This window comes from Aquimarina algiphila (assembly GCF_947494415.1).
GTDB classification, from domain to species: Bacteria; Bacteroidota; Bacteroidia; order Flavobacteriales; family Flavobacteriaceae; genus Aquimarina; species Aquimarina algiphila.
In genome coordinates this window covers 128879-143135 of the sequence record NZ_CANLVC010000001.1, presented here as the reverse complement: position 1 = coordinate 143135, position 14257 = coordinate 128879, and the positions used below count along the sequence as shown (strand labels likewise).

General features: G+C 31.1%; 12 protein-coding genes. All 12 read left to right on the top strand.

Going from position 1 to position 14257, the window contains the following annotated elements; genetic code table 11:
- The first annotated feature begins 1 nt into the window (after position 1).
- Entirely contained in the window at positions 2 to 514 is a 513-nt protein-coding gene (locus tag PQF96_RS00565) for an O-acetyl-ADP-ribose deacetylase (protein ID WP_271764734.1), read from the top strand.
- The gene (locus PQF96_RS00560) at positions 511 to 1053 is read left to right on the top strand and encodes an LOG family protein (protein WP_271764733.1); all 543 of its coding nucleotides are present in this window, start codon (positions 511 to 513) and stop codon (positions 1051 to 1053) included. The genes PQF96_RS00565 and PQF96_RS00560 overlap by 4 nt, the downstream gene beginning before the upstream one ends.
- Positions 1037 to 1579: an RNA 2'-phosphotransferase gene (locus tag PQF96_RS00555; protein WP_271764732.1), complete on the top strand. Its 543-nt coding sequence runs from the start codon at positions 1037 to 1039 to the stop codon at positions 1577 to 1579. The genes PQF96_RS00560 and PQF96_RS00555 overlap by 17 nt, the downstream gene beginning before the upstream one ends.
- Positions 1580 to 1586: 7 nt before the next feature.
- Positions 1587 to 2135: a prolyl hydroxylase family protein gene (locus PQF96_RS00550; RefSeq protein WP_109436706.1), complete on the top strand. Its 549-nt coding sequence runs from the start codon at positions 1587 to 1589 to the stop codon at positions 2133 to 2135.
- Complete coding sequence (locus PQF96_RS00545) at positions 2132 to 2869, top strand: metallophosphoesterase family protein (protein ID WP_271764731.1); 738 nt, start codon at positions 2132 to 2134, stop codon at positions 2867 to 2869. The genes PQF96_RS00550 and PQF96_RS00545 overlap by 4 nt, the downstream gene beginning before the upstream one ends.
- Before the next feature lie 78 nt (positions 2870 to 2947).
- Positions 2948 to 4096: a hypothetical protein gene (locus tag PQF96_RS00540; protein WP_271764730.1), complete on the top strand. Its 1149-nt coding sequence runs from the start codon at positions 2948 to 2950 to the stop codon at positions 4094 to 4096.
- Positions 4097 to 4193: 97 nt separating this feature from the next.
- The gene (locus PQF96_RS00535) at positions 4194 to 5639 is read left to right on the top strand and encodes a nicotinate phosphoribosyltransferase (RefSeq protein ID WP_271764729.1); all 1446 of its coding nucleotides are present in this window, start codon (positions 4194 to 4196) and stop codon (positions 5637 to 5639) included.
- 231 nt (positions 5640 to 5870) lie between these two features.
- Positions 5871 to 6551: a LipL32 family surface lipoprotein gene (locus PQF96_RS00530; protein ID WP_109436663.1), complete on the top strand. Its 681-nt coding sequence runs from the start codon at positions 5871 to 5873 to the stop codon at positions 6549 to 6551.
- Between the two features lie 206 nt (positions 6552 to 6757).
- Positions 6758 to 7642, top strand: a complete 885-nt coding sequence (locus PQF96_RS00525) for a hypothetical protein (protein ID WP_271764728.1) — start codon at positions 6758 to 6760, stop codon at positions 7640 to 7642.
- A gap of 76 nt (positions 7643 to 7718) precedes the next feature.
- On the top strand, positions 7719 to 11159 hold the full coding sequence (locus PQF96_RS00520; protein ID WP_271764727.1) for a VIT domain-containing protein: 3441 nt from the start codon (positions 7719 to 7721) through the stop codon (positions 11157 to 11159).
- Positions 11160 to 11438: 279 nt separating this feature from the next.
- A complete protein-coding gene (locus tag PQF96_RS00515) occupies positions 11439 to 12695 on the top strand; it encodes an ankyrin repeat domain-containing protein (protein ID WP_271764726.1) in 1257 nt (418 codons plus the stop codon).
- A gap of 25 nt (positions 12696 to 12720) precedes the next feature.
- Positions 12721 to 14256, top strand: coding sequence for a hypothetical protein (locus tag PQF96_RS00510; RefSeq protein WP_271764725.1), 1536 nt, complete (start codon positions 12721 to 12723; stop codon positions 14254 to 14256).
- The last annotated feature ends 1 nt before the right edge of the window (position 14257 follow it).

Sequence of the window (14257 nt, the reverse complement as noted above, 5' to 3'; positions counted from 1 at the left end):
AATGAAACTAAAAGTAATCCAAGCCGATATTACAACCATAAACGTTGATGCAATTGTAAACGCTGCCAATACTTCTTTATTAGGAGGAAGTGGAGTAGATGGAGCTATTCATAGAAAAGGAGGACCGCAGATTCTGGAAGAATGTAAAAGAGTAATTGCCAAACAAGGAAAATGTAAAGTAGGTGAAGCAGTCATAACAACAGCAGGAAACTTACCTGCTCATTATGTAATTCATACGGTAGGTCCAGTTTGGAATCAAGGAGGAAAAGAAAAACAAAAATTATTAGCAAATTGTTATATCAATGCTATGCAATTAGCACTGAATAATGGAGTTAAAACTATTGCATTTCCTAATATTAGTACAGGGATTTATAGGTTTCCTAAAGAAATTGCCGCTGAGATAGCTATAAATGCTATCCAACAATTCGTCACTCAGGAGACAATCAAGGAAGTATATTTTGTTTGTTTTGACATAGAAAATTTTGAGCTATACACTAATCAATTAGTAAAATGAAAAAGATAAAATATGCAACACTTTTTGGTGGAGCAGGAAAAAATAAAGAGAGTAAAGAATATAAAGAAACTATTTTGATAGGTTCTTTACTAAGCAGGAATGGGTATGTAGTAAAGAATGGTGGATATGGTGGAATGATGGAAGCAGTGTCTAATGGAGTTGCTATAGAAGGAGGAAAAGTAATCGGTATAACATGTAAACAAGTAGGTTCAGAAAAAGGAAACGAATTCTTATCAGAAACGATTGTTACCAAAAAACTATATCAACGATTAGAATTATTAATACAGGATACAAATGTATTTATAGTACAAAAAGGAGGAATAGGCACCTTGTCTGAGGTATTCCTAACACTAGATATTATTCGCAAAGATAAATCTATACATAGACCTGAGGTCTTTTTTATAGGAGATGTTTGGAATGATATTATAGGAGTATTGAAGTCAACTGTTATTCCAGAATATGAACATCATTTGTTTACTGTAGTTAACGGTTTTGAAGAGTTGGAAAAAATAATGAAAGAACATGAAAACAAATCATAAACATATAAGTAAATTTTTAAGTCTTATACTTAGGCATAATCCAGGTAAGATTAAACTATACCTGGATGAAAATGGTTGGGCAGACGTGAGTGAATTGCTAAGTAAAGCAAAAAGGCATCAACCCAGTTTGGATATGAAACTTTTAAAAGAGATCGTTGAAACCAATGATAAGAAACGGTTTGCTTTTAATGAGGGTGAAACGAGGATACGAGCTAATCAAGGGCACTCTATTCAAATAGATTTAGAATACAAACCCGTTCGACCTCCAGAGTTTCTATATCATGGCACAGTAGCAAAATTTATGGATGCCATTCGAGAAAAAGGACTGCTTAAGATGAGCAGACATCATGTGCATCTAAGTGAAGAACGAGAAACAGCAACAAAGGTGGGGTCAAGGAGAGGAAAGCCCATTATACTCACTGTTCGATCAGGAGAAATGTATACAAACGGTATTGAGTTTTTTCAATCTGATAATGGAGTTTGGTTAACAGATACTGTGGCACCAGAATATATTGAGTTTAAATGATAATGTGATGAAAAAAATTGAACTACATCCAGAAGTATTTCTTGTCAAAAATTTCCTTTCTAAAGAAATGTGTTCTCATTTTATTGAAAAAGGAGAACAAGTCTCATTCGAAGAAGCAAAAGTAAATATTGATGGTAGACAGGTGATGGTAAAAGGAATTCGTAATAATAAGCGTATCCTATTTAAGGATGAATTACTTGCTCAAAAGATATGGTTGCAAGTGCAACCATTTGTAGAAGAAGATTTTGGGAAATATAAAGCCATTGGTCTCAATGAGATGTTTAGAATTTATAAATATGATATTGGACAGCGGTTCAAGATGCATCGAGATGGTAGTTATAATAGAAATGAAAAAGAATGTAGCTTTTTCTCATTTTTGATATACCTTAATGATAACTTCGAAGGAGGTGAAACTTATTTTGAAAAAGGGATGACTATTGAACCAAAACAGGGTGATGCATTATTATTTCATCATCCTTTACGGCATGAAGGAAAACCAATTATATCAGGAACAAAATATGTCTTAAGAACAGATATAATGTATCAATTATCATGAAAAGAACACTCGTTATAGGCGATATACATGGTGGGTATAAGGCATTACTTCAAGTGTTAGAAAGCGCTAAAGTAACGTCAAATGATACTTTAATCTTTCTAGGAGATTATGTAGATGGATGGAGTGAGTCGGCAGAAACTATTGAAAAACTAATAGAATTGTCAATATCTAATACTTGTGTTTTTATAAGAGGGAATCATGACCTCTGGTGTGGTTTATGGTTGGAGAAAGGAGTAACTAATCCAATATGGTTGGAACATGGAGGTAAAGAAACCATAAACAGCTATATCCAATCAGGATATGTATCCAAGAATACGCATAAAAAGTTTTTTGAGACACTACATAATTATTATATAGATGAAAAAGAAAGGTTGTTTTTACATGCAGGGTTTACTTCAATGCATGGAGCAGGTAATGAAGAGTATGAGTCAAATTATTATTGGGATAGAACCTTGTGGGAAGCAGCATTATTAGCAGATAAAGTTGAAGAAAAAACTTTAGAAGATATACTAACTAAGCCAAAAAGGTTTAATTACTACAAAGAAATATATATAGGCCACACACCTACAACAAATTATAATAAAGACACACCAATAAAAGCACACAACGTATGGAATATTGATACAGGAGCTGCTTTTAAGGGGAAACTAACCATTTTGGATATTGATACCAAAGAATTTTGGCAGAGTGAACCCTTACCATATTTGTATCCTGATGAAAGGGGACGAAACTAAATCTCTTTTATTTTAACTGAAAACAGGGTGGTTTTTATTAAAAATAGTGACGATTTTTATCCTTTAAAATAAATAAGGATGACGATTGTTAGATTTCCATTGAGATATAGAATTAAAAGTGAAGTAAGGATAGTTTTACTTTTAGCATGGTGCATCTTCTTGTCTAATACGATCAATGCTCAAAACATGAATGACTTTGTAGAGAACAGGTCCTTTTTAATAACAGAGAAACCCCAGAAAGTATATAAAAGTTATTATAAAGATGGTCAGCCTTATCAAGGGTATTTCTCAAAGGGGAATATAGAATTTCCCAGAGTTGATTATTATGAGAATGGAGTTATAAAATTTCAGTATTCCTTAGATGTTTACCAAATGGCATTAGGAGCAGATACATTTGATGAATCGCAAGAGGTTGAGGAATATCAGATGAATGAAGAAGAGCATGATGAGTACCTAAAGAATAAATATAAACCAAGATTGAATATCAAATCGGTTTATGAAAATGGTAAAATAATAGATGGATATGAGTATGAAGAAGTGTCCTCTACTATCTTTTCTAAGAAAATCGAAAATAAAAAAATTACAGAATTGCATATTGATGTATTTGCAATGCATTATTATCAGCGCACTTCTATGATACTAAATGATGATACAATAATTATAGGATCTCCTACATTGGCCGTCGAAGGAAACAAATTTCAGGTAAACTTATTAAAGAAAGATAACTATTGGGAGATACAATATCACATGAATGATGAATATATAGGTTCCAAATATTTTGTGATAGGAAAAATGAACCATTTATCAAAACGCAGTATATTTTTTATGTATGATAAAAATAATAGCACTTATGGCTATGGTACTAGTGGTTTTCAAGATAATTTAAGCTCTTTCGATCTAATAAATATTACAAATGTTTTTTTTGATAAACCTGAAGTTTTTGAGCCTGATGAGATGGATGTTTTTTTTAGAGATTTAATAGATGCTATCATAGCAGAAACTAAGAGAGGTGATGAGACTTACCCAAAAGAACCAGAAAAATATAGAGGATATTTAGAAACTGGAGATCATGGGGATATAGTAGCTGGTATACGATTTTTTGAGAAAGAAATTGATTCATATTATGAAGAATATAAAGAAGGAGATAAGGTCAAAAAGGAAAAGATAGACCTTATCAATTTTCAAAAAGTGTTTAAAAATTACTTAAGCAAGGTAAGGGACAAATAAAATATAAATATATTTTAGAAGAAATGTTTTTAAAAATTTTTTCAATTCTAAGATAAAAGTTATATTTGCGTATAATTAACGCAAAATAATATTAAGAATGAATCCATTACTATTAACAGACGGTTATAAATTAGGTCATAGAGAGCAATACCCAGAAGGTACTACTTTAGTATATTCTAACTGGACGCCTCGAAAAAGCAGAGTAGAAGGAGTGGATAATGTTGTGTTTTTTGGACTACAATACCTTATTAAGGAGTATTTAATTAAACGATTTAATCAGGACTTCTTTGATCAACCCAAAGAGGATGTTGTAACAGAGTATAAGAAATATGTTGATCATTATTTAGGAGTAGATTATAATACATCTCATATAGAGGATTTACATGATTTAGGATATTTGCCGATAGAAATCAAAGCATTACCAGAAGGTTCAGAAGTACCTATTCGGGTACCTATGTTCACCTTGGTAAACACAAAACCAGAGTTTTTCTGGTTAACAAACTACTTAGAAACCTTGTTATCTAATATTATCTGGCAGCCTTGTACATCAGCAACCATAGCAAAGCAATATAGAAAAATATTAAATAAATATGCATCAGAAACAGATCAAGAGAATTTAGAATTTGTGACTTGGCAAGGACATGACTTTTCTATGAGAGGAATGTCTGGTACAGAATCTTCTATATTGAGTGGTATGGGACATGCCCTTGCTTTTTCAGGTAGTGACACTCTTCCGGTAGCTAAAGCTTTTGAAACTTTTTATAATACAGATGTAACCAAAGAACTGGTCATCGGTAGTGTAAATGCAACAGAACATAGTGTAATGTGTGCTGGTAGTAAAGATGATGAAATCGGAACCTTCCGAAGATTATTAGAAACCTATCCTACGGGAATTTTATCAGTGGTATCAGACACCTGGGATTTATGGAAAGTACTTACAGAATATCTTCCACAACTAAAAGAGGAAATTCTAGGGAGAGAGGGTAAACTGGTTATCCGACCAGATTCTGGAGATCCTGTAGACATCATTTGCGGATGTGAAGATGAAAGTCCAATAGTTTCTAAAGGAGTTATAGAATTACTATGGGATGAATTTGGAGGCACTATAAATGATCAGGGTTATAAAGTACTTAATCCTAAAATAGGAGCAATTTATGGAGACAGTATTACTATTGAAAGAGCAACACAAATTTGTGAACGACTTAAAGAGAAAGGATTTGCATCAACAAATGTGGTTTTAGGAATAGGGAGTTTTACTTATCAGTATAATACAAGAGATACATTTGGATTTGCAATGAAAGCTACTTATGTAGAAGTTAAGGGTGAAGGGAGAGAAATTTTTAAAGACCCGATTACCGATGACGGCACAAAGAAATCAGCTAAAGGTTTGATTAAGCTATTTAGTGAAAATGGACGAATCAATTATAAAGATGAAGTATCTAGAGAGGAAGAAAGTAAAGGACTTTTACAAAAAGTTTTTGTTGACGGAGAATTAATTATCGATGATAGCCTAATGAAAATTAGAGAAAGATTGCTTAGTTAAAAGAATTAATAAAATTTGAGGAGTAAGATGTTTGAAATAATTTTTAGCAATAGTAGGTTTTCTAATGTATAATTTGAGTTTATGGATAAAAAGAAAATACAATGTTCAAATTCGCAAATAAAAGTTAAATCATATCGAATATGAATTCATAAAAACCAATTATGGATTACCACTTATGATAATCGTTAACTACTACTACTTTAGCTTCAAATAATAATAAACACATTAAAAATGAAAATCAAAATTTCAATCTTATTATTAGCATTTGCTATTGGTAGTACTTTTACAGCAGAAGCTCAAAAAATTAAAAAATTCGGGAGTTCTATTGAAAAGAAAATAGGACCAAAAACTATTAAAGTTCCTTATACAGATGTAGTTTCTTATTTAGGACATGCAGCGGTAAATACAGAAGATGAAGTAAGAGATGGTAAGAAATTTTATTATATCTATGTTTGGATTCCTGCAGTGGCACCAGAATTAGGTTTACGTATGATGTCTCCAGCAAAAAAGGTTAAAGTTAAAGATCCTATTAAAGGAGCTACCTATGATGCTAATGCAGGATCAGGAGATTATTTTGATACATATATTACTTTAGAAAGATCAGATATCATTACTAAGGCTGGTATTAGTAATGCTGCAAATGCAAACTGGCACACATTAGCAAAAAATGATGATAGCGGTGAGATGCCTAAACAACCTAGCGGAAGATCTTATAACTCTCTTTTACGTTACAAAAGTAAAGTGAGTGATCCTCTTAATGCATTAACAGTAGGACTATATAGAATTGGTTTTACAACCTATAAAACAGGAGAAGTAAAAGGTACTTTCTTAGCACAAATTGGTTCCCCTGTAAAGTTGCCAGGTGTAGTTATGGCAAAAACGATTGATGAGTTATTAGCTCAAATGAATTAATACATTTTACCTGAATTTTAGATTACTATATGATTTCTTGTCCTGGTGGTAGTAGCAAAAGAAGGACTTGATTTTCAAACAATAGGAGAAATGTTTTTCGAGAAGGTGTATACAGTTTAATATGTATACACCTTTCTTTTTTAAACTAAAATCTTTCTGATGATATGCTTAAAAAAAGACTATTAATTGTTGTTCTTGTTATATTAATGAGCATAATCATTTTTTTGATATACTTGGCGTTTCAAACAAATGAGCATAATACAATACAAGTAAAAGATAGTGTAAATGAAATATCATTAGATGCCACTCAAAAAAACGATACGATATTTCACACACAGCCAAGTATACTATCGAATAGATACAATGGGTTTAACTCTCCAAAAGCAATTAATGCTATTGCTGCAATAGAGAATGAGTATTTTACTAATGTGAAAAAGACATTTAGTAAATATTATGGTACGATTTGGCAAACCAATGCAAAAAATAGATACAGAGTCGGAGATACTATAAATGAGTTTGAAAGATATAAGATGCAAGCTCAACAGAATGATATAAAAGTAGATAGTATGCATTGCACCATATATGCAGTCAAAGGACTAGAGGCTGGACTAGGAGTTGAAAGATTTGAAATTTTAGAAAAGTATCACAAAAAAATATGGAAAGAGAGAGAACATGCTGGATGGAGTATCGCATACATACTTACAACATATTTTAATTGGACTGCTTTTTTGGTAATATCTAAGGATTCAGAAGAGTATTCTTCTGCAAGTAATAATTTTAAAAAGAAACGAAAATATGATGTCTGGAAACAACCAGATATTCCCATTCAAAAAATGTTTGTTATAGAAAATGATCAAAAACAAATTGATAGTCTATTATTACAAAATGAATTTGGTTGGGGGTTTAGTAAGCAAGGTTGGCATACTTGGATTACTAGATTTGATATAGTAAAGGAGTGTAATTGGGAGGCAGCTCCTTCTTGGGAGTATCAAAAAGAATGGGAAAAACCATTATTTATTTCCACAAAATTTAGAAAATACAAAGATTATGCTTCACATATTATAGTGTTTCCTCCTAAAATTGAACAATAAACTAAAAAGAATACATAAGAACCATTTTTTAAGACTAATGGTGTTAGTTTTGAAACAAATACGATACTTTAGAAAGATGAGAATACTTATACTTTTGATATTTACTACTCCTTTTTGTATCTGTGGTCAAACCACGTTGATAGACTCTAAGGATGCAGATAGCCTTTCTATTAAAGAGATGAAAATACATACGAGTGTTGTGGGAGATATTGGAGTAACACAATACACCATAGAAATTTTTAATCATTCACAAAGGCAATTGTCGGGGGAGCTACAGTTTCCTTTATCAGATCATCAAACTATAGTAGGATATGCTTTAGATATTAATGGAGAACTTAGAGAGGCTGTTGCTGTGGATAAGGCAAAAGGACGAGCCGCTTATGAAACTATTGTAAGTCGTAATATTGATCCAGGTTTGGTAGAAAAGACTGAAGGCAATAATTTTAAAACAAGAATATACCCAATTCCAGCAAAAGGAAGTAGAACAATCAGATTAGATGTTTTAGATAAATTGACTTGGGATAGTGGTAATTTATTGGTGGATTTAACTTTAGATTTTAAAGAAAAAATAGCCAAAAAAGATATACAAATTGATTTCATTGGATTCACAGAAAATCTAGAGTTGTCAGGAGTAGAGTCGTTTACTACAAAAAAGAATAAAGAGCTTATTTCTATCACATCTACAACTACAAAAGAGGTTCATATTATTGCGACTCCAAAACAAAAAAGGTTCACTTTTTATCAAAAACATGAGAATGATTATTTTTATTATAACAGTACTCCAGTACCTAGTATAGAAAACGAAAACATAGTACCAAAAAGTATTACGGTATTGTGGGATCATTCTCGATCCAGAAAGGGATTGGTAGATAAAGAAATACTATTTTTAAAAGAACTTTGTAAACGAATTGCTACTGTTGATATAAGCATAGTATTGTTTAATACCGAAGTGACTTCTATAAGAGAAATAAAAGTAAGGAATGCAAATACTAGAAAACTAGAACGACTTTTAAAAGATATCGTGTATGATGCCGCAACGCAATATGGTTGTGTAGACGAAATCCCAGAATCAGACATGTATATTTTGTGTAGTGACGGTTTAACCAATTTTGGTGATATTACGTTTAAATCTGCAGTATCACCTCTATATACAGTTACATCACAAGCATCGAATAATCCTGCAAAACTTAAAGTGATTGCCAGAGACAATGGAGGAGTATATTTAAATCTAGAACTTCAATCTATAACAGCTGCATTGTCTGTGTTGATGAATAATTCAGTAGTTTTTTCTGGATATAAAGAAAAGCAATTAATAGAATATTATCCAAAATCGAACACTCGAATTGACAGATCACATTTTAGATCTGTGGTTAGAGGAACCGAGTTGGTCACAACTTCTCCTGTGTTTGATAAATATAAAAAGCTTAATATTTCTGTTACTCCGCTAGAGATTGATCATAAAATAATCGATCTAAAGCGTTTCTTAGCTATTGAAAAAGTAAAGGAGTTAAGTCTATATCCTAAAGAAAACAAGGAACAATTACTATCCTTAGGATTAAAGTATCACCTATTAACAGAATTCACTTCTTTAATTGTATTAGAAACTTTTGAAGACTATATTACTAATGAAATAATACCTCCTAACGAAGAGTGGCAAAAACAATATGCTGATAATCTTAAATTAGCAAGATTAAAGAAGCAATTAGAAAAGTTAGAAGCTTTTGAAGATCAAATGGATGCATTATCAGAATTACTTATTTGGAGATATCCTGATCAAGAAGATACGCTAGAGGAAACATTTGATAAAAAAGAGAAGGATTTAGAGAAGAAATATGATCGTATGGATGATGAATATGATCAAATAGAAAGATATTTAGATTCAATAGATGCCTTACGTTTACCAAAGCAATTAGATCCCATAATTGACCAAAATTTTGAAGAATCAACAGCAGAAGATGCTACAATTACTATTAAAGTAATACAACAAGGAGATAATTACTTAGTTACAGGAATAGTCGAAGATGGTCTACCTTTACCAGGAGTCAATATATTTGTTGAAGGTCAGAATATAGGAACAGTGAGTGATTTTGATGGAAATTTTTCGTTAGAAGTACCTCCTGGAAGTGTCTTAAATTATTCTTTTATTGGTTTTGATACTGTAGAGAAAGAAGTTGTAATAGGTGATCATAGTATAATAATGCCTTCATCAGAAGCAATGTTGGAAGAAGTTGTTATTGCTGGTTTTTCTGAAAAAAAAGCAACGTATAAAGATGGTAATGATTTCCTTGTTAGCGCACCCAATATTGACGATTACCAAATTTTTGGATATAAAGAACAATTGTTTATCAAGAAAAAAGATAACCATATTGTTTTAGGGAGTAATCCATTGGTTTTTGTGGATTACGAAGTTGATGATTTTGCTAATATAGAATGGGAAGAAGGAAAAGGCGAATTGAACTATTTAGATTGGGATGAGGTATTTTCTCTAGAAATTATACCAAGAGAAGCATCAAGACAATTGGCAGGAACATTAGGAAATGACGGAATTATTTTTGTATACACCAAGGACTTTGTAGAAGACCAAAGAATTACAATTCCTATAAACATTAATAAACATATCAAACACGAGCTTTCTAAAAAAGTATGGACAGATATACCAGAATCGTTACAAAAAATAAAGAAATATGATCCAGAGAAGCGGTATATAAAATATCTGAATTTAACTGCCCAGGAAAAACAACCTGCTGGATTTTATATGGCTGCAGGAAGTATCTTTGCCCAAGATGCTCCAGATCTGGCGGCTAAGATTTGGTCAAATATAGCCGAGATACAATTAGATAATCATGAAAACATCAGAACTTTGGCGTATCAATTGCGTTCTATAGGAAAATATAAAGAGTCAGTACCTTTGTTTCAGAAAATATTAGAAGTAAGACCAGATGAACCTATTGCACATCGGGATCTGGCAGTAACCTATGGATTACTAAAAGAATATAACAAAGCAGCAGAAATATTAAGGAATGCACTGGACGGTAATTGGATAGAAAGAAATCATGACCCTTATGATTATACAGAGGTAATGAACACTTTGTACAATGATTATCATTCAATTTTAAAGAAAGAAAAACATACCAAAAAAAGCAAGTATATAATTTCAGGAGATCTAAGAGTTGTTCTTACATGGACATCCAGTGATACCGATATTGATTTACATCTTATTACTCCATCAGGAAAAGATTTTTATTATGGTAATGATGAGTCTGATAATATAAGATATAATACAGATATTACAGATGGTTATGGTCCCGAAGAAATTATAGTTAAAAAAGCAGAAAAAGGGACATATACAATTATGATTGACTTTTTTGCAGATCGTCAACAAACCATTCATGGTCCGGTAGGCCTATCCATAGAAATGTATAAATATTTTGGAACAGAAAAGGAAGAACGAACAGAAAAAGTTCTAACCTTAACAAAAAAAGCAAAAAATATACAGGGGGCTATCATTAAGTTTTAAATAACATTTGGCCTATGATCAATCTGCCAATAAAACTTCAAACGAATATTAATTCGATCGCTACAAATATGACTTAGCGTATTCTACCATTCTAAAAAAGAAATATTTTTAACGTATTACTTGTGGGAGTATTAGTTAGTAAGCCAAAACATTAATGACCTAAGAATTACCAGTTTTATTCATATTATGTTGTTAGTGAAATATGAATATAAGCATTTGGGTCATTTTCATTATTGTTTTGGCTTTTTTTTTTGAATATTTTACTTTAAAAATTAAAAAATGGTACGTTTCAATTGCATTTTTATTCTAATCATAACGATAATATCTTGTGGTAAACCATCAACAGAAAGTATTGAAAACATTATTAAAAAAGATAATGTAAATCAATTTGAAAAAATCCTTATGGATGTAGATAGAGATACGCTGCAATTTTTTAATGGAAGAAATATTCTTCACATTGCTTTAGAGCATCAGGCATCCAAAATTTCTAAAAAATTGATTGAGGAAGAATATAAGCTTAATGCAGTTGATTCTAGCGGCCATACTCCTTTATTAATAGCATTACTTAATGACAATGAAGTAGAAATAGAATATTTATTAGAGAAAGAAATAGATTTGGATATTATAGATTCTTTAAACGGTTATGCAAGTATGCATTATGCAATTGTAAAAAACGACTATGTACTTGTTGATAAACTATTAAAAAAAGGAGCGAATCCAAATACTAAAAGTCTGGTGTATGATAAAACACCATTACACCTTGCGGTAGAGTCTAATCAGGATAATATTGTAGAGTTACTTCTAAAAAATAAAGCTACAGATACGATTAAAGATATTAATGACAATACAGTTCTGGATTTGGCAATTAGATCAAATCATCCAAAAATTTCTACAATATTCTTTGATAAATTTTCATTAGACCAAAAAAGAAAATTATTTTTAAACGAATCAAGAAAATCAAATACTTCTGAGTTATTATCAAAATGGATCAATCAGGATTGGGTGACTAAGGAAATGTTACATGAGGCTTTTATATTTGTTAAGGATACTACCATTGCCAAAATGTTTTTGGACTACCATGTTAATGTAAAATATATCTCAAAAGAGTATGAATATGGAGCAATACATCATGCTGCAATACGAGGAGATGTAGAAATGCTAACATTTTTATTGGATAATGGTGCTGATATAAATCAAACATCATTAACTTCTAAAATAAGCCCTTTAATGCACGCCGCAAGACTTTATGATAATATAAATAGTTTAAACCAAAATGTAGGAGGAAGCTCAATCTCTGTAAAGGATTTTTTCTATGATGCTATGGCTATGAGTAAAGATAAGACCGTAGATAATAGTTTAGAATGCGTTAAGACCATTATAGAACGTAAAGCTAATATCCACTATATAAATCCAAATAAAGAAAATGCTCTGTACTATGCAATAGCTTCAAAAAATGAAAAAGTAAAAGAACTATTACTAGAGAATGAAGTAAAAGAATCAAAGGAATATAAAGAACTTTCACCTTGGAAAAAATGAAGTAATCGTTAAGAGTTAGAACATAATGAAACAAAGTAAGATATACTGTATAGTCACTGGTATTTATATGTTTTTGATAGGAAATGTAATCCAGGCAAGTGAATGCTATCATTATCATACCCCTCATTTTTATGAATTATTTTCAGAAAATGGAAAGCTAGTATTTCAACATACCGTAAAGGATCCAAATAGAGTAAGTTATGTGTCTAGGGATAAAATAATACTTAAGAATATAGATGCTGAAAATTTTAAAATTTTAGAAGAAAATGAAGAATTCTTTTTGTTTACCACTGCTGAAGGGTACTTTATAGCAGAAAAAAAAGAGAACGAAATTAAAGAATATGGTGTAAGTAAAATTGGTGATTTAGAAATTATTTCAGAGACTATTGGGGTTAATTTTATATGTAAGAATGATGTATGGAAATATATTGTGCCTAAAAGTTATTCGGCAGAATTTATAGAGAAGGTTATTACCAAGATGCCAGGTGATTTGGAAGTGATAACCAACTTACCAAGAAAGGGACTATTCATGAAGAATAGTCAATATGTATATCTTTTTAATGAAGAACAACTCACATTTTCTGTTGTTCCAGATCTTTTGGGTAAAACTACACAATTCGTCCCTATTACAGATAGACATCAGCATGGAGATAGTTTTTTATTTGATAAAGATACTTTTTATCGTGTCGGAGTACATGAAATCGAAAATATGACATTGGATTTTAACACTCAACAATCAGGAACCACTTTTGATACTCTGGAAATCATACAACAAGAATCCGGAATATCATTAGATACCAAAAAGGGTACGATATGGATTTATAGAAAAGGAGGAGTTCATCTTGCTAATAACCATAACGTACATTTTGTTCCTATAGAAGCTTCTTATCTTAATGAGTTTAAAGAACTAATACGATATGATAATAAGGTATATAAGGACATGTATTATATTATAAACAAACAAAAACCTATAGATATTTCTGTAGTTAAAGATATCAATAACCTGCACATGGAAACAGAGTATATCTATACTGATGGGATACAGAAATATGTTTACGACTATGATGCAAATAAATTTAGGATACTTCCTTGGTTAGAAGGTAGTTCAAAATATTTCACTTCTATCAATACTTACAATTTTTTAGGAAATAATGGGATATATGTTGGTATTTCCTCAATTCATTTTCTTTCAGGAAATATTCCTAAAAAGGAAGCTCCAAGAGTTTCTCACACCTCTAGAATAAAAGATCTTACGTTAGGGTATGCTTATGATGATAAATTGTTGATTGAGAATAAGGAAATTAAAAATATAGCAGATAGAGAAAGTATGTTGTTTCTTGGGTCTACGGTAGATGTAATTTCTGGATGCGATGGAGGAGAAGGCCAATATCCTGTAGAAATTGATGTGTATTATTTTTTTAAAGACGATAAAGGAATATATTCATATAATACATATTATCCGAAAAAAATGAGACATTTAGGACATCTAAAACCAGAAGATTATAAAGAAGGTAATTATGATCAATTAATGCAACTTATGACAGAGACGAAAGAAATGTAAG